The sequence below is a fragment of the Acinetobacter pseudolwoffii genome (assembly GCF_002803605.1).
GTDB classification, from domain to species: domain Bacteria; phylum Pseudomonadota; class Gammaproteobacteria; order Pseudomonadales; family Moraxellaceae; genus Acinetobacter; species Acinetobacter pseudolwoffii.
Genome location: NZ_PHRG01000002.1, coordinates 434,597 through 452,618 on the forward strand (window position 1 = coordinate 434,597; position 18,022 = coordinate 452,618).

14 protein-coding genes are annotated in these 18,022 nt (G+C 44.8%); 5 read left to right on the top strand and 9 right to left on the bottom strand.

All coding sequences use genetic code 11. The features are described from left to right. The 6 genes from nuoG to ndhC form a co-directional block, all read right to left on the bottom strand. Positions 1 to 2,679: an NADH-quinone oxidoreductase subunit NuoG gene (nuoG, locus tag CWI32_RS06785; RefSeq protein WP_100534927.1), complete on the bottom strand. Its 2,679-nt coding sequence runs from the start codon at positions 2,677 to 2,679 to the stop codon at positions 1 to 3. A gap of 11 nt (positions 2,680 to 2,690) precedes the next feature. Then, on the bottom strand, positions 2,691 to 4,022 hold the full coding sequence (gene nuoF, locus CWI32_RS06790) for an NADH-quinone oxidoreductase subunit NuoF (RefSeq protein WP_074383464.1): 1,332 nt from the start codon (positions 4,020 to 4,022) through the stop codon (positions 2,691 to 2,693). Beyond that, on the bottom strand, positions 4,019 to 4,528 hold the full coding sequence (gene nuoE / locus CWI32_RS06795; protein WP_004280775.1) for an NADH-quinone oxidoreductase subunit NuoE: 510 nt from the start codon (positions 4,526 to 4,528) through the stop codon (positions 4,019 to 4,021). The genes nuoF and nuoE overlap by 4 nt, the downstream gene beginning before the upstream one ends. Before the next feature lie 14 nt (positions 4,529 to 4,542). Continuing rightward, positions 4,543 to 6,330 carry an NADH-quinone oxidoreductase subunit C/D gene (gene nuoC, locus CWI32_RS06800; RefSeq protein ID WP_005097924.1) on the bottom strand — a complete coding sequence of 596 codons (1,788 nt, stop codon included), beginning with the start codon at positions 6,328 to 6,330 and terminating at the stop codon, positions 4,543 to 4,545. A 90-nt stretch (positions 6,331 to 6,420) separates the two neighbouring features. Further along, the gene (locus CWI32_RS06805) at positions 6,421 to 7,101 is read right to left on the bottom strand and encodes a NuoB/complex I 20 kDa subunit family protein (RefSeq protein ID WP_005097925.1); all 681 of its coding nucleotides are present in this window, start codon (positions 7,099 to 7,101) and stop codon (positions 6,421 to 6,423) included. A 6-nt stretch (positions 7,102 to 7,107) separates the two neighbouring features. Next, positions 7,108 to 7,653: an NADH-quinone oxidoreductase subunit A gene (gene ndhC / locus CWI32_RS06810; RefSeq protein ID WP_005097926.1), complete on the bottom strand. Its 546-nt coding sequence runs from the start codon at positions 7,651 to 7,653 to the stop codon at positions 7,108 to 7,110. 572 nt (positions 7,654 to 8,225) lie between these two features. Here ndhC and CWI32_RS06815 point away from each other — a divergent pair. Next, positions 8,226 to 8,582 (top strand): hypothetical protein, encoded by a 357-nt coding sequence (locus CWI32_RS06815; RefSeq protein ID WP_005097927.1) that lies wholly within the window; start codon positions 8,226 to 8,228, stop codon positions 8,580 to 8,582. Between the two features lie 70 nt (positions 8,583 to 8,652). Here the strand turns inward: CWI32_RS06815 and bfmS are convergent, their stop codons facing one another. Both bfmS and bfmR read right to left on the bottom strand, forming a co-directional pair. Then, positions 8,653 to 10,320, bottom strand: a complete 1,668-nt coding sequence (gene bfmS, locus CWI32_RS06820; RefSeq protein WP_005097929.1) for a sensor histidine kinase BfmS — start codon at positions 10,318 to 10,320, stop codon at positions 8,653 to 8,655. Positions 10,321 to 10,362: 42 nt separating this feature from the next. Beyond that, a complete protein-coding gene (gene bfmR, locus CWI32_RS06825; protein ID WP_005097931.1) occupies positions 10,363 to 11,079 on the bottom strand; it encodes a response regulator transcription factor BfmR in 717 nt (238 codons plus the stop codon). 566 nt (positions 11,080 to 11,645) lie between these two features. On the opposite strand from bfmR, the gene CWI32_RS06830 reads away from it, so the two are divergent. From CWI32_RS06830 to CWI32_RS06840, 4 genes are all read left to right on the top strand, one after another. Continuing rightward, positions 11,646 to 14,483 carry a ribonucleoside-diphosphate reductase subunit alpha gene (locus tag CWI32_RS06830; RefSeq protein ID WP_100534928.1) on the top strand — a complete coding sequence of 946 codons (2,838 nt, stop codon included), beginning with the start codon at positions 11,646 to 11,648 and terminating at the stop codon, positions 14,481 to 14,483. A gap of 532 nt (positions 14,484 to 15,015) precedes the next feature. Continuing rightward, positions 15,016 to 15,144, top strand: coding sequence for a hypothetical protein (locus CWI32_RS15550; protein ID WP_005169615.1), 129 nt, complete (start codon positions 15,016 to 15,018; stop codon positions 15,142 to 15,144). Between the two features lie 140 nt (positions 15,145 to 15,284). Further along, positions 15,285 to 16,568: a ribonucleotide-diphosphate reductase subunit beta gene (locus CWI32_RS06835; RefSeq protein ID WP_004645882.1), complete on the top strand. Its 1,284-nt coding sequence runs from the start codon at positions 15,285 to 15,287 to the stop codon at positions 16,566 to 16,568. A 201-nt stretch (positions 16,569 to 16,769) separates the two neighbouring features. Next, entirely contained in the window at positions 16,770 to 17,378 is a 609-nt protein-coding gene (locus tag CWI32_RS06840; RefSeq protein ID WP_100534929.1) for a DUF805 domain-containing protein, read from the top strand. 47 nt (positions 17,379 to 17,425) lie between these two features. Here CWI32_RS06840 and CWI32_RS06845 read toward each other — a convergent pair whose 3' ends face one another. Continuing rightward, positions 17,426 to 17,839, bottom strand: coding sequence for a TM2 domain-containing protein (locus CWI32_RS06845; protein WP_005169598.1), 414 nt, complete (start codon positions 17,837 to 17,839; stop codon positions 17,426 to 17,428). Positions 17,840 to 18,022 lie beyond the last annotated feature (183 nt).

The following is an 18,022-nucleotide window of genomic DNA, read 5'->3' on the forward strand; positions in this document are numbered from 1 at the left end:
TTACACTCCAACCGCGACTGAAACAGGCTCTGCCAGAGATACCGTCGGTGCAAGACCGATTGGGTAGCCAATATAACCTGTCGGTAAGTATTCAATGACTTGTACAGGCAGAACAATAGAGGTCTCGCCTGCTTTTACTGTCATTGTTTGACCATCTTGAACATTCAAGCGGGCTGCATCCTGTTCACCGACCGCAAATACCGCTTCAGGAATACGTGTTTCCATTGCTGGTGTTTTTACGGTGAATTCACCTGAACCAAAAATATGGTGCATTGGAACTAGGCGAAAGCTTTCAGCATTAACCAAAACAGGTGCCGGTGCAACAAAGGTACGTGCCGGAAGTTTTGCCAAACGGTCGAATAAACGAACGCCTGAATCACCACCTTTCAAATGACCACCGACATTGTCCTGGAATTTGTTCCAGGCTTGCGGCGAGTTCCAGCCGGCAGACCATGCAAATGGTACCAGTGCTGAAGGTGTTTGAGTTCCGACATAACCTTCCATCGAGAAGGTTAATGCAGAGTCTTTGTCCACTGGCTGTTTTGGCTCATGGACAGACAATGGTGCGCGCATCGAAGTACGACCTGAGTAACGACGTGGTTCACGTGCTACTTTAAGACCATGGACACGGAAGCCCGCATCTGGTGCTACATCCAAAATACCGTCTAAAGCAGGTACATTTTTCGCAACTGACTCGATCACATCATCCAGCAACGTCCAAGAAATCGCTTTGCCTTTCACGCCTGTTTCCAAAGCGTGTAACCAGCGCCAAGATTCTTTGATTGCCAATTCAGGATTGTAGTAGCTCGGGTCATACACTTGGTAGAAACGTTGTGCACGGCCTTCTTGCGATACCACCGTACCATCACCTTCAGCAAAGCTTGCAGCAGAAAGCACGATGTCGGCTTTTTTCACTGTTTCAGTTTCAGAGTGATCCAGTACGATCAGGTCTTTGCCTGCCAGTGCAGCATCCACTTGTGCAGCAGGTAGACGACGATACAGATCGTTTTCAACCACGATCACTGCATCATAATCTTGTGCAAAGGCTTGCTCTAAGCTTTGACCACCGAAGATTGCCATACCCATCGAGTTCACTTCAGGAACTGTCAAGGTCAAGCCTGCATTACCCAGATTTTGTGCAACTTGTGCAGCAGCTTCCATGATTGATGCATCTTGTAAGCTGGTACCCGAGATGATCAATGGTTTTTTCGCAGCTTTTAAGGTGTCGGCAATCGTTTGTGCAAATGCTTTCGCATCGTCATCTAAACCGAGAATTGCTTCGCCCTTCACGCCCGCAGCAACAGCAAAACCTAAACGTGCAATGTCGTTTGGAGAAGCAACCACTTCGCCTTCGGCAACATCAGACAGACGGGTTTGTGTCGCAGCCAGGATGTAAATCGGAGATTTCGCATCTTGAGCAATACGTTGCACCGGCTCAGCCAACCATTCCTGGGTACGACGTTCCGCTGCCATCTCTTTGCCTTTATTTTTCGCAGCTTGGCGAACAGATAAAGCCATACGAGGCGCAGTTTGGGTTAAGTCTTCACCTAAGATCAAAACTGCATCATAGCTTTCAATTTCACGCATATTCGGGTTGTAAACACCCTCGGTTTGCATGATTGAAGCTGCAAGTTCAACCAGATTTTGCTCTTTTTGAGATAAACCTGTTGAGAAGTTCTCTTGACCCACCAACTCACGCAGCGCGAAGTTTGATTCAAGTGATGCACGCGGTGAACCAATCCCCAAAACTTTTTTGTCCTGGATATTTGCAATGACCGTATCAAGTGCTGCATCTACTGAAACAGTTTCTACAGTCGCACCTTTACGGAATTGTGGCTGACGCGGACGGTCTTCGCGGTTCACATAACCTGTACCGAAACGGCCTTTATCGCATAGGAAGTATTGGTTAACTTCACCATTGAAACGGTTTTCGACACGGCGAAGTTCACCATAACGCTCACCCGGAGAGATGTTACAACCTGAAGAACAGCCTTGGCATACGCTTGGCGCATATTGCATGTCCCATTTACGGTTATAACGTGCCGAATGAGTTTTATCGGTAAATACACCTGTTGGACAAACTTCAGTCAGGTTACCCGAGAATTCAGATTCTAAAGTGCCTGATTCCGGACGACCGAAATACACACGTGATGCGTTGGCATACACGCCGAAGTCCGTACCACCTGCATAGTCTTTGTAATAACGCACACAACGGTAACAGGCGATACAACGGTTCATTTCGTGAGAAATGAATGAGCCAAGCTCTTGGTTGTAATGGGTACGTTTGGTGAAACGGTAGCGACGACGGTCATGCTGCGTCATTACGGTCATATCTTGTAAATGACAGTGACCACCCTCTTCACAGACCGGACAGTCGTGCGGGTGGTTGGTCATCAAGAATTCAACAATCGAAGCACGGAAATCTTTTGCTTCTTTGTCTTCAATCGAAATGTAGGTATTGTCAGATGCAGGCGTCATACATGACATGACCAAACGACCACGGGTATCTTCCGGATTCGCGTATTGAGTCACGGCACATTGACGGCAAGAACCGACAGAACCTAAGGACGGATGCCAACAAAAGTATGGGATATCAATGCCAAGACTCAAACATGCTTGTAGCAAGTTTTCCGAGCCGTTGACTTCATACGATTTGCCATCGACATGAATTGTAGCCATAGTCGAATTCCTTAAGCTTGTTCTACGGAGCTAACTTGAGCAGCGGCATTCACCACCTTCGCTTCAAATTCGCCACGGAAATGTTTGAGTGCGCCCATGAGCGGTTCCATTGCACCCGGTGCGTGGGCACAGAAAGTCTTACCGATCCAAAGCTTACGCGTTAACTCTTGTAAGTGATCGATATCTTCCTGTTTACCTGTGCCATTTTCCAGCGCTTTTAACGCTTTCACTGCCCAAGGCAAGCCATCACGGCAAGGGGTACAGAAACCACATGATTCGCGTGCAAAGAATTCTTCTAGGTTACGTGTTGCTGAAACCATACATTGGGTTTCATCAACCACCATGAGCAGACATGTTCCCAAACGAGAACCGGCTTTCATGATGCTTTCCGCATCCATCGGAAGATCGATATGCTCGGCCGCCAGGAAGTCCGTTGATGCACCACCCGGTAACCATGCTTTCAGCTTCAGGCCGTCACGCATACCACCCGCGTGATCTTCAATCACTTCACGCGCAGTCGTACCAAAAGGCAATTCCCATAGACCCGGGAATTTCACTTTACCTGATGCACCATAGATTTTCGTACCTGGATCTTTCGATTTGCCCGCAGACAAGCCGATATACCATTCAGGGCCACGCAGCATGATGGCGGGTAAGTTGTTGTAGGTCTCTACGTTGTTGACAATCGTAGGACGACCCCAAGCACCTGCAACTTGCGGGAATGGCGGTTTGGTACGCGGGTTGGCACGACGGCCTTCAAGCGAGTTAATCAATGCAGTTTCTTCACCACAGATATAACGACCTGCACCGGTATGCACGTGTAACTCGAAGTTCCAGCCGGTACCCAGGATGTTATCCCCTAAGTAACCTTTGGCACGAACTTGCTCAAGCGCTTCATTTAAGTACTGAGCCGCTTCGATGTACTCGCCACGGATAAAGATATAACCGTGGGTTGCTTCAAGTGTATAACCCGCAATCAGCATCCCTTCGATCAGTTGATGTGGAAGATCTTCCATCAACAAACGGTCTTTGAAGGTACCTGGTTCCATCTCATCGGCATTACAAATCAGGTAACGTGGACCTGAATTGTCATTTGGCGCCATCAGTGACCATTTGATGCCTGCCGGGAAGCCTGCACCACCACGACCTTTAACAGTCGCCGCTTTCACCACGTCCAATACATCTTTAGGCGACATCGACAGGGCTTTTTTAAAGCCTGCATAACCTTCGAGCGCTTCGTAATCATCTGCATTACGTACGTTCGCTTGTTTGCTTAAACGCCATGTGAGTGGATGCGTTTCCGGGTTACCGTCGCCATAAATTGGTTTTGGTTCAGTATTCATACATACTTCTCCAACAGCTGTTTCACCGAAGTCACTTCAACCAGACCGTGCGTGTCTTCATCAATCATTAAGGTTGGGCCTTTGTCACAGTTGCCCAGGCAGCAAATTGGCAGCAAGGTAAAACGACCATCTGCAGTCGTTTGACCAAACTGAATGCCTAATTCGCGCTGGAATGCTTCTGCCAAAGTTTCCGCACCCATCAAGAAGCACGCGATCGAATCACATAACAAAATTACGTGACGACCGACCGGCTGACGGTAAATACGGTTATAGAAGGTTGCCACACCTTCCAGATCTGCAACGCTCATGCTCAGCATTTGCGCGATGGCATTCATTTGCGCATCATCTACCCAGCCATTACGGCGTTGTACACACTTTAGCGCGTCCAGACACGCCGCACGTGGGTATGGATAGTGCCCCATGTGATGTTCGATATCGTGAATTTCGTCCGCAGTCAAAATTCCTTCAACGTTCACACGTGGCTTTTTATCAGTCAAAATCATCATAATGCGTTTACCCCTTAGCGATCCACGTCAGCCATTACGACGTCAATGGTCGCTAAATAAATGATTAAGTCAGACATGAGGCTGCCGTTAATCACAGAAGGCATTTGCTGTAAATGCGTGAAGGTTGGTGTACGAATACGGGTACGGTAACTCATGGTTGACTTGTCTGAAGTCAAGTAGTAGTTCGACGCACCTTTCACCACTTCCGCCATCACAGATGCTTCACCTGCCGGCATTACAGGACCCCAAGATACGCTTAAGAAGTGCGTAATCAAGGTTTCAATATCTTGTAATGTCTTGTCTTTTGGTGGTGGAACAGCCAGTGGATGGTCTGCTTTGTACGCACCAGACGGCATGTTGTCTAGACATTGCTTGACGATTTTCAGTGATTCTTCGATTTCACGGAAGTGAACCATGACACGTGCATAAGCATCGCCTTCGTACTCTAAAGGAACCTCGAAGTCGTAATTTTCGTAGCCACTGTATGGACGATATTTACGAACATCAAAGTCAATACCTGTTGCACGAAGACCAGTACCGGTTACACCCCAAGCCAATGCAGATTTAGCGTCATATTGCGCTACACCTTGGGTACGACCCATGAATACAGAGTTGCGTAATGCAGCTGTGTAGTATTCATTCATACGCTTCGGCATCCAGTCGAGGATTTCGCGAATGAGGTGCTGCCAGTTGTTTGGAAGGTCGTGCGCAGTACCGCCAATACGGAACCAAGCTGGGTGCATACGGTAACCCGTGATCGCTTCAATCGCGTCATAAATCTTTTGACGGTCAGCGAACATATAGAATACTGGGGTCATACCGCCGGCATCCTGAATTGCAGTACCAATAAACAACAAGTGGTTATTGATACGGAACAATTCCGACATCATCACACGGATACATTGCGCACGGTCCGGTACAGTAATGCCCGCCATTTGCTCCACGCCCATCACATAAGGCATGTTTTGTGCACAACCACCCAAGTAATCGACACGGTCTGTATACGGAATGAATGAATGCCAGGTTTGACGTTCAGCCATCTTTTCCACACCACGGTGGTGATAACCGATATCAGGCACACAGTCTTTCACTTCTTCGCCGTCCAACTGCAAAATCACACGGAATGCACCGTGCGCAGATGGATGGTTAGGCCCCAAGTTCAGGAACATGAAGTCTTCATCGGCATTACCGCGCTTCATACCCCAATCTTCAGGCACGAAACGCAGATGTTCCTGTTCGTAGTCCTGCTTGGCCTTGTCTTGCAAATACGGGGTATATTCAGTCGCACGTGCAGAATATTCTTTACGTAGCGGATGACCTTCCCAATAGGTTGGCAACAAGATACGACGGAGCATTGGATGCCCTTCGAAATTGATCCCAAACATATCGTAAGCTTCACGTTCGTACCAGTTGGCATTTGGCCAGATGTTGGTTGCCGTCGGAAGATTCAGATCACTTTCAGCTAAGGCAACCTTAATACGAATGTCAGTATTACGCTCGAGCGACAACAAGTGGTAGAACACTGTGAAGTCAGACGCAGGTAAACCGTCGCGGTGCGTACGCAGACGCTCATCTACCGCAGACAAGTCGAACAACATCACGTAAGGACGTGATACTGTACGCAAGAACATTAAAACTTCTTGTACACGTGCGCGCTCAACCCAGACTGTCGGGAAATCCTCGAAAGTCGTTTGCACATAGAAGTTCTCACCAAATTTGGTTTTGAGTTCTTCAATGATGGCAAATGCTGGGCGTGAATCAACTGGTGTTGATTCTGGCATAGCAATGTCAGTTTCAGCCATTGGCTTGGCTTCCTATTTAATACAAATTCAGTCAACCTAAACGACAATTACACCCATAGCGGGTGCAGCAAAAAAGACCAGTCGTTTAAATTATTTAATTTCATCCATAGAGCGCAAGTTCTTCACAGCAACACGCTGATCTTTCTTACGGTCACGTTCCGGCATCATCTTTGGCTTATACACTGGCTTAAGATCATCACCGATCACCGCAGAAAGCGGACGACGCTCGAGTTGAATCTGGTCTTGCAACAGCATTAATGCCTGAATCAAAGCTTCAGGACGTGGTGGGCAGCCGGGAACATAAACATCGACCGGGATGATTTTATCCACACCTTGTACCACTGAATAAATGTCGTACATCCCACCTGAGTTGGCACATGCACCCATTGAAATGACCCATTTCGGTTCAAGCATCTGTTCATACAAACGTTGAATGACAGGCGCCATTTTCACAAAGCAGGTACCCGCCACAATCATTAAATCCGCCTGACGCGGTGAAGCACGAATCACCTCGGCACCAAAACGTGACAAGTCATGCACACCGGTTAAGGTCGTCGCATACTCTACATAGCAGCATGATGTACCAAAGTTAAACGGCCAAACTGAGTTTTTACGACCCCAGTTGACTGCTGTATGTACCACATCCTCTAAACGAGTCATGAATACATTCTTATTCACTTCTTCTTCAAGTAACGGATCTTCTACAAGGATACGCTCTTGAAGTGGATATTGATCAGCATCCGGATTCGCACGGGTTAATGTATATTTCATCCCGTCTTACTCCTTATCAGATGATTTAGCCGGTGAGCTTTTCACACGACCAGAGGATTGAGCTGGGATTTGACCTGTAGGGTCGATTACCAATTCTTCAATTGAGTTAAAGCGCGTAATTTCTGCTAGATCCATATTTGGCGAACCAATCTTAGCTTTAATTCCTGCGGCTTTACGTTTGTCTGAAGGTGCCCAGTTGAGTGCGCCTGTGGATAATTCGTAAACCAAACCAACAAGTAAAACTAAAATAAAGATAGCTGCAGTTGCAAAACCAATCCAACCTACTTCACGAACAGAAACCGCCCATGCATATAGATAAAGTGCTTCTAAATCAAACACCACGAAGAAAATTGCAACTAAATAGAACTTTGCAGACAAGCGGATACGAGCCCCACCTGCACCAACAACACCTGACTCAAACTGCTCCTGCTTGGCACGGCCCCATGATTTACCCCCGAGGAGTAATGGGACGGTCAGCATAAAGACGCATAAAAATGTAACGCCGATCACGAAGGCAATAATTGCCCATTCGTATGGAGTAATAGCACTCATGCGGGGATAACTCCTGGCAGGCCTATTTGTTAACAAAGAATGTATGTATTGGCCTTCAAATACACCAAACACAAAATTAATCCCGCCAATTGTACCTGATTTTGGATTTCACTTGCTAGTTTATAAGCCTTAGTCTTTGGGATGATTTTTTAGGCATTTCAGCATTTAATTTGCGTTTGATCTCTCAACATCCGATTTAATCGTTTTATTGGATTAAGTTTTAATTTTCTATTAATTTTTCTATAAACAGTATTCCTGAAAAATAAATCCATTTCAGATCATTCTTGCTTGGCCTCTGGCTTAGATATAGCCCCTTTCACGACCAAAGCAAAGAAAAATCAGACAAAAACTTATTCTATCCATAACTTTCAGCGGATAAAGCTTTTGATTTAATTTGATATTTAACATGATTTTCACATTTTAACTTGGATTAAAGCACTTTAAGCCCAGCCTCACTCAAGGCAAGCAATTGTATCTTTTTGCAACACACCCAACAGACTGATTCAGAATATGTTATTTGTATTTCTAAGCCACATAATGACATTAATAAAGTAACAATAAGGAGTCCTTGCATGTCTCTACGCTTCTCGCATAAGCCAAATTATTTTTTATTTGCCCAGTTACTGGTGCGACATATCCAAGATTATGTTCAGAAACACCCCAATATGAGTCAGGTCGCTTTTGACTTGCGCGATATCCATGCACTGTTTCAAGAGGATCATGCCTCTTCCAGCATTAATCTGGATGGCATCATGAATATTGCCGATGAATACAAAGTCGAAACTTTATCTGGTGATCAGAGGCTGATCCAGCGCTATAGCATTGATGGAAAAAATACCAAGCTAATGATCGACTTCAATCCTGAAGCCCTGCATGGCCTAAAAGAAGGCAAACCATTGATTGAGCCGGATGCCACCATTCAGGAATAAAATTCTTCCCCAATAAAAAAAACGATGCTCAGGCATCGTTTTTTTATAACTCAAAAGCATTTATATAACATCAAGCTGAATGATCACTGATTTCCTCAGTCTTTTCTGCCAACTTGCGCTTGCTCTTCTTTACATAACGCTGTGCAGGCCAGCTCATGATAAAGCGCGCACCACCCAAGCTCGGACTTTGATCCACGTGAATCTTGCCACCAAACCAGTACGCAATCCGGCTGACAATGGATAAACCCAAACCATAACCACCCGAAGCACGGGTGCGGCTGTCATCCAGCCGGGCAAAGGCCTCAAAGACCCGGGCACGATCCACTTCCGGAATTCCCGGGCCATCATCTTCAACAGAGACATAGGCCTGACCATCCTGATCCAGACCACCACTGATCAGCACCTTATTGTCGCAATAACGCACCGCATTGCCGACCAGATTCTGAATTACGCGATGCAGATAACGGCGTTCTGCCTCAACCACCACATCAGGCATTGAATGTAGCTCAATGATTTTCTGGGTTTTTAATGCTTCAGTTTCCAGAGCTACCTGATTCAGCACTTCAAACAGATTGACCTTTTCAAACTCGATCGAAGGCATGCCCTGTTCTAGCTTGGCATAGGTCATGATCTCGTCAATCAGGGTATTCAGCGCCTCAATATCTTTATCAATCTGTTCGACCTGTTGCAGACGATAATCGTAATCATCTTCATCTGCCATCATTTCCACACCAAAACGAATCCGTGCTACTGGTGTACGCAGTTCATGCGACACCGCACGCATCAATTCACGTTGGGCTTCAATCAGGCGCTGAATATGATCAGACATATTGTTAAAGCTAGAGGCCAGCGTTGCCATTTCGTCACTTCCTTCTACAGGAAGACGCAATGACATATTACCGGTTTTCATTTTGTTTAAGGCATAGCTGACTTCACGCAACTTGCGCTGCATTGGCACCAGCAAACCATACACCCCCAGACTCAGCACAAACAGGCTCAATAAGGTAATACCAGTCGCTAACTGGAATGGCATCCAGTTAAACAATGGCACCGGTCCCATCACCAAGACTTGTGAGGTCGAACCTGGAATTGGCGAAATAATTGAAATGGTGGTGCCACGGATTGAGGCACTATCCCGATACAGGATAATACTGTGATCAAGACGCAAGCGCCCGATCTGCTCGGAATCTAAAGGTAAGCTCTGTACGTTTTCAATCGATACCGGATAAGAAAAATGATCCTGAATAGCGGACAGATATTCTTTTTCCTGACCCGGATAATAGACCAGATAATCCAGAATAAAGACCGGAAGCGCCTTCATCTGGCGCTCGGTAATACTGTCGGCCTTTATATACAGGTAATGATTCGGGTCATCGCGCAGCCCCACCACAATATAGGCAATGCCGGTTTTGGCATCCCAGCGCACCACGGCTTTACGATCTGCAATACGGCGACCTTCAGCACGGGTGATATCCACCTTACTGGCTTCTACATAGTGAATTGGCAATTCCAGCAAATCAGAAGCATCGGAAACCCAATCCATCTTTTGCTGAAGATTTGGCTGGCGCGCGACACCCTCACTGATGATATAGGCCATACCATCAGTCAGAGACTCACGATATTCTTGCGCACGCTGATAGTTGATAATCTGTACCAACAGATAGCCGAACACAGCCACCAACACAACAAGGATGACGAGTCCTGCGTATATACGCAAAAATATACTGTGTTTAAACACCTATAGTTTATCCCGCTCGTTCAAGCAACAACGTACATTTGCTTAAATACCATTAGTTTCTTTAACGAATAGATAACCTTTACTACGCACGGTTTTAATACGCTTCGGATTCTCTGGATCGTCACCAATTTTTGGACGGATACGCGAAATACGCACATCGATTGAACGATCCTGACCATCATATTCGATGCCACGTAAACGCTCGAAAATATCTTCGCGGGAAAGAATACGGCCAGCATTTGATGCAAGCAACCACAACAGGTCATATTCCGCACTGGTAAAATCAACCAGATCACCATTTAAAGTAACTGAACGACCACCATTGTCGATGACCAGATCATCAAATTCGATACGCTGTGCCACTTCATCTTCAGGCACCTTGTCCGTACGACGCAGTAATGCACGAATACGTGCCAGCAATACACGTGGTTGTACCGGTTTAGCGACATAGTCATCGGCACCCATTTCCAGACCCAAGACCTGATCCATGTCCTCAGTACGCGCAGTCAACATCAAGATCGGTTGATGATAATGCGGGCGCACTTCACGACAAATGGTCAAACCATCCGCTCCTGGTAACATCACATCCAGCACCACCATATCTGGCTGCTCAGCGATAATCCGGCGAATGGCCCGGTTACCATCTGGCTCCACCCCAACCTCAAGTCCATTACGAATGAGGTATTCCTGCGTTAAACGAGCAAGACGCTCATCATCTTCAACAATTAAAATCTTGGGTAACTTTTCTTCTTGGCTCATGTATTGCCCCTTATTTGGTGGATCTACGCTATAGGCGTATCCTTTTGAAATCCAATAGATACGTTTTTAATATGCTTGCAATATACACACGTTTACATTGTAAACAAGATAGCGTTCACCAAACTGATACATCAAGATAGCATTTTGTAATATTTTATCGTGCATTTTTTGGGCGACTATGCTTGAAACAGTAATTTAGATCTGATTTGTGATTTACACAACTATTACATGGACAAAATATGACTGCTTGATTCAGCACTTTTTAGTTATCCACAATGTTATCTATAAGCACTTTCCCGGGACTTTGTTATGCTATGCCTTGCCTGATAAGGCTTATACAAAAATCAATAAAAATAGCGATATTTTTACAAGGATTAAAGCAAAACTTAAGAAAAATATTTAGCTAAATGTCAATATTGATCTACCCTAAATTTTCCCGTATCTTGTGTTCAATTAATTTTAAAACCACTAGGTCTTGTGTTTATTCCTCAAACACTGTGCATGAAACTTGCCCAGTTCAAACGGTCCATAAACATAAAAATAGATGACAATGGAGCTATGCTAACATGAGCGTAATCACTTCAACTCCTGGTCAACTTCAGGTGATTAAACGCACCGGTGATGTTGCCGCTTTTGATGCAGAAAAAATTTCTGTCGCAATTGGTAAAGCGTTTTTGGCGGTTGAAGGCCAGCAAAGCGCTGACTCGAGCCGGATCCATGATCGTATCGAGCAACTGACGGAAATGGTACTGAATACCTTTAAACGTCGTTTACCTTCTGGCGGAACGATTCATATCGAAGAAATTCAAGACCAAGTTGAACTTGCGCTAATGCGTACGGGCGAACAGAAAGTTGCACGCTCTTATGTCATTTACCGTGAACAACGTTCTGAAGCACGTAAACAGTTAGGTGCACACCATCACCCGACCCTGCAAATTACCGATGCTGAAGGCCAACTTAAGCCACTTGATTTAAGTGCTTTAACTGCGCATGTTACTAAAGCAGCAGAAGACCTTGAAGGAATTGATGTACAAGCCATTGTCGATGAGACCGTGAAAAACCTGTACAACGGTGTAAAAGAGTCTGACATCTCTACCACCATGATGATGGCGACCCGTACCCGGATCGAGCAAGAGCCGAACTACACCTATGTGACCGCACGTTTGTTGCGTGATGATCTGGTGGCGACTGGTTTGAAATTCCTGGGTCTGCCTACGGATACGCATGAAGGTGAAGCACTTGAAACTTTCCTGAAAAAAGGGATTGAGCTTGAGCTTATTTCACCAGAACTGCTTAACTTTGATCTGGCGAAACTGGCAGCAGCGATTCAACCAGAACGCTCAAACCAGTTTACCTACCTAGGTCTACAGACTTTATTTGACCGCTACTTCATCCATTCCGATGGCGTACGTTTCGAATTGCCGCAATTGTTCTTTATGCGTGTATCTATGGGCTTGTCGCTCAATGAAGAAAACCGTGAAGAACGTGCCATCGAGTTCTATAACTTGTTGTCTAGCTTCGACTATATGGCATCGACGCCTACCCTGTTTAACTCAGGTACGCTTCGTCCACAATTGTCGAGCTGCTACTTAACCACCATTGATGATGACCTGTATGATATTTATGGCGCAATGCGTGATAACGCCATGCTGTCTAAATGGGCAGGCGGTTTGGGTAACGACTGGACACCAGTGCGTGCTTTAAACTCTTACATCAAAGGCACCAATGGTAAGTCGCAAGGTGTAGTTCCATTCCTTAAAGTCGCGAACGATACGGCTGTTGCGGTCAACCAAGGTGGCAAGCGTAAAGGTGCAGTTTGTGCATATCTTGAAACCTGGCACCTGGACATTGAAGAATTCCTGGAACTTCGTAAAAACACCGGTGATGACCGTCGTCGTACCCACGACATGAACACAGCGAACTGGGTTCCTGACCTGTTCATGCAACGTGTATTCGAAGATGCGGAATGGACATTGTTCACACCTTCTGAAACCCCAGATCTACATGATTTGACCGGTGCAGAATTCGCTGAGCGTTATGCTTACTACGAAGGTATTGCCAAAGAAACAAATATGCTGCACAAGAAAATCCGTGCAAAAGATTTGTGGCGCAAAATGCTGTCGATGTTGTTTGAAACTGGTCACCCGTGGATCACCTTCAAAGACGTATGTAACTTACGCTCACCACAGCAACACGTTGGTGTAGTGCATTCTTCTAACTTGTGTACCGAAATTACGTTGAACACCAGCAAAGAAGAAATCGCGGTATGTAACTTAGGTTCGATCAACCTGGTTCAACACGTGCAAGGCGGTGTACTGGATCGCGAAAAACTGGCACGTACAGTAAAAACTGCTGTGCGTATGCTCGACAACGTGATTGACATCAACTACTACGCTGTTCCACAAGCACGTAATTCAAACCTGAAACATCGTCCAGTCGGTATGGGTATCATGGGCTTCCAGGATGCTTTATACGAAATGAATCTGGCCTATGGTTCTGATGCTGCGGTTGAGTTTGCTGATGAATCAATGGAAGTGATTTCTTACTACGCGATTTCAACGTCAAGTGACCTTGCTGTTGAACGTGGTACCTATGAGACATTTAAAGGTTCATTGTGGGATCAGGGTATTTTACCAATCGACTCACTGGATCTGGTTGCGAAAACACGTCCTGAACGTATGTTCGAAGTAGACCGCACTCAACGTTTGGATTGGGACACTTTACGTGCCAAAGTTCAAAAAGACGGTATGCGTAACTCAAACGTGATGGCAATTGCTCCGACTGCAACGATTTCTAACATTTGTGGCGTGTCTCAATCGATTGAGCCTACTTTCCAGAACTTGTATGTGAAATCGAATCTGTCTGGCGAGTTCACCGTGATTAACCCGTACCTGGTACGTGCGTTGAAAGAACGTGACCTTTGGGATGCAGTAATGGTCAACGACCTGAAACATTTCGAAGGCTCTGTACAGAAGATTTCCCGTATTCCTGAAGAGCTTAAAGCCATCTTCGCGACTGCATTTGAAGTAGATACACGTTGGATCGTAGATGCTGCATCACGCCGTCAAAAATGGATCGATCAGGCTCAGTCTCTGAACCTTTACATCGCTGGTGCAAATGGTAAAAAACTGGACATCACCTATAAGATGGCCTGGTTACGTGGTCTTAAAACCACTTATTACCTACGTGCATTGGGTGCGACTTCTGCTGAGAAATCGACTATTAATACTGGCGCCTTGAATGCGGTTAAAGCAACCACGGTTGCTGCTCCTGCTGCGGCAGTTGCTCCGGTGGTTGAAGCGAAAAAACCTGAAGTTCCTGCAGAGGAAGATGGTTTTGCGCAAGCAGCACCAGTGCCAATGGCATGTTCAATTGACAATCCTGATTGTGAGGCTTGTCAGTAAGCTTTGCTTGACCTCCCCTAACCCCTCCTAAAAGGAGGGGGATCACAGCCCATAATTTGAGATGTGAAAATCCCTCTTTCTTAAAGAGGGATTTAGGGGGATTCCAAGCTAACTGCGAAAAATCATAGGAGGTGCGGATGTAAAAAGTAAATTTTAAGCAATAAAAAAATGGCCTATCACAAGTGACAGACCATTGATTTGAAAACCCAAGCTTTCAGAGGGTTAGCAACACTCTAGAAAGTAATAAAGGTAATCAGTGTTAAATTTTAGCGGACTTAACGCTGACTACTTTAGCAAAATTTAGAGTGTGAGTCACTCCTCTGAAAGTATCTTTTCAAAAAAGGAGATGCTGATGAGAGTAATGTGCTCATTGGATAAACCTGTAAGTGTTTGTGATTATTCCCGTTTTCGATTTAATCGTTGGGAAAAAGTACGTGCACATTGCAGAAGTTATCCAAACCAAGCTCAATTAAGCCTATGGTAAAACTTGAGAGGCTGAAAAGCCTCTCAATTAAAAACAAAGGAAACCTCAATGCCTCATATGACCCACAACTACATGTTAGGACTTGCGGCATTGCTGATCTCCTTTGCTATTACCTTTTACGCACCACTTGCTTATTTCTGGTTCAAACTACGCCAGCAGCGTAAGCAAAATAAGTAGTGAGGATAGTGCTGCTGTATAAATTCACAGCATTCATCGACAAAACTTAATTTTGCTTACACAAATTAAGCGTATAGTAAGACATCTCAGCCAAGCTGAATGTCTCATAAAAGATATAAAGCAACGTAGAGAGAATTGATATGTCTATCCTAAGTTGGGACGATTTCGAAGATGATTCGCAAAAACCGGCTGCTCCTGAACAGCAGCCTGCGCCCGTCGAGCCGCAAAAAGCGACTAATTCACAGATGGTATCTGATGCAGGCAACGCATCGCCGGATGTGGCAGCTGCACAACCCCTTAGAGCCACTCAAAACCGAGGATCAAATCCAACCGATTCGCTGGCAAGAGCATCTGCTTCCCTAGAACAACTTGATGTTGCTCCAGGTCTGGAAGAGCTTGAAATGGGTGCACAGCGTGTACAGGTTGACGACAAGGCGATGATCAACTGTCGTGCCGACTTGAACCAGCTTGTTCCGTTCAAATACGAATGGGCTTGGCAAAAATATCTAGACGGTTGTGCCAACCACTGGATGCCGCAAGAAGTCAACATGAACCATGACATCGCACTTTGGAAATCTGAAAACGGCCTGACTGAAGATGAACGTACCATTGTCATGCGTTCACTCGGTTTCTTCTCGACTGCCGATTCACTGGTTGCAAACAACTTGGTATTGGCGATTTACCGTCACATTACCAACCCTGAATGCCGTCAATACATCTTGCGTCAGGCATTTGAAGAAGCGATTCATACACACGCTTACCAGTATTGTATCGAATCGCTCGGTATGGATGAAGGCGAAGTCTTCAACATGTACCGCGAAGTTCCGTCAGTGGCACGTAAAGCAGCGTGGGGTCTGAAATATACCCAGTCTTTAAGTGATCCTACTTTCAAAACCGGTACACCTGAAAATGATCAAATCCTGCTGCGCAACCTGATCGCATTCTACTGTGTACTTGAAGGGATTTTCTTCTACTGCGGTTTCAGCCAGATCCTGTCGATGGGCCGGCGTAACAAGATGAATGGTGTTGCCGAGCAATTCCAGTACATTTTGCGTGATGAATCCATGCACCTGAACTTCGGTATTGATATGATTAACCAGATCAAGATCGAAAACCCGGGTCTATGGACAACCGAGTTCCAGGAAGAAATCATTCAGATGATTCTTGAAGGCACAATGCTGGAAATCGAATATGCACGTGACACGATGCCACGTGGTGTATTGGGTATGAATGCGGGCATGATGGAAGAATATCTGAAGTTTATTGCCAACCGTCGTCTGGCGCAGTTAGGCTTGCCTGAACAGTTCGCTGGTGTGAATAACCCGTTCCAGTGGATGTCGGAGATGATGGACTTGCGTAAAGAGAAGAATTTCTTTGAGACGCGTGTTACGGATTATCAGACCGGCGGTGCTTTAAGCTGGTAAGTCAAAAAGAAAAAGTTTAGTGAAATCCCGCCCCAGTAGCGGGATTTTTTATATGAAATATAGCCTATTCAATGCATAAAAAAACCGACCATCTACATTAAAAATATTATAAAAAATAAGTGCCTAAATATACTATTATGATATTCTCCACATGAATTTAAAAACAATTTATAAATTTAAACACAAAGAAAGAGGGTGAAAATGAAAGGGGTTATTTTAGATTATTCAGTGCAGCATAATGCTGGTGTGATTAGTGGCGACGACCAAAATCGGTACAATTTCACCGGTGCAGAATGGCGTGGACAGCACCCGCCTGCTCGTGGAGATCAAGTGGATTTCGATATCGATCCTACAGGGAATGCCATTCAAATTTTTACAGCATTAGGTCACAGCAATCCTGTACAAAATATTTCCAAGCAATTAGACAAAATTTCTGATCAGAATAAAGCTGAAGAACAATTCAATATGATTGATTGGTTTGTAAAGTGTTTAAAAAGTTATGCGACGTTTATAGGGCGTGCTCGTCGTAAAGAATTCTGGTTTTTTACCTTAGTCCAATTTATTTTATTAATTATTGCTCAAATTATTGATGCAGTCATTGGAACTGAGTTTGTACTTTATGCCTTAGTAGTTTTAGCGTTATTTATTCCAGGCTTAGCAGTAACGATACGTCGTTTACATGATATTAATAAATCCGGTTGGTGGCTTTTAATTGCACTTATCCCGCTTATTGGCAGTATTTTATTAATTATCTGGCTAGCAACAGAGACCAAACAAGAAACCAATGAATGGGGGCAGCCTGCCAAATAACTTGACCAAAAAGAAAGGGCGATATCGCCCTTTCTCTCAATGAAAACTTAACCATACTTTCGTGCAAAATCTTCATCAGAAGTACATAGGTACATAATAAACTCAATAAATGCAATGATTGCCGGAATAAATGTCCAGAAGAAAATTAGATAGACAATTCCCCAACCGATACGACCTAGATAAAACTTATGTATACCAAATCCACCCAAGAAAAATGCGAGCAATGCCGCAACAATTCGATTTTTTTGCCCGACTTGATTGGTAAAGGGATTAGGAGCCGATACTAAATAAACGTCTTTGGCTTGTCCCTGCCCTAACACCTCAAAATCTACACGTTGTCCACGTGCTGGTAGCGCTTGGCCTCTCCATTCACTACCAGTAAATTGATAACGATTCTGATCATCCCCACTAATAATACCGGTATTATGCTGCACTGAATAATCTAAAATAGATCCTTGCATTATTATCTCTTTTTACGTGTTATTTACATGTTAAATTATAAGCATTCCACTATAGAAAAAATACTATATTTCAAATGACTATTGAAATAAAAAGATTTTCTATTTACTTACTTCTTCTCTACTTTAATTAAATATTATGAATAAAAAAACCGCCATTAATGGCGGTTTTTTTTTTTTATTATT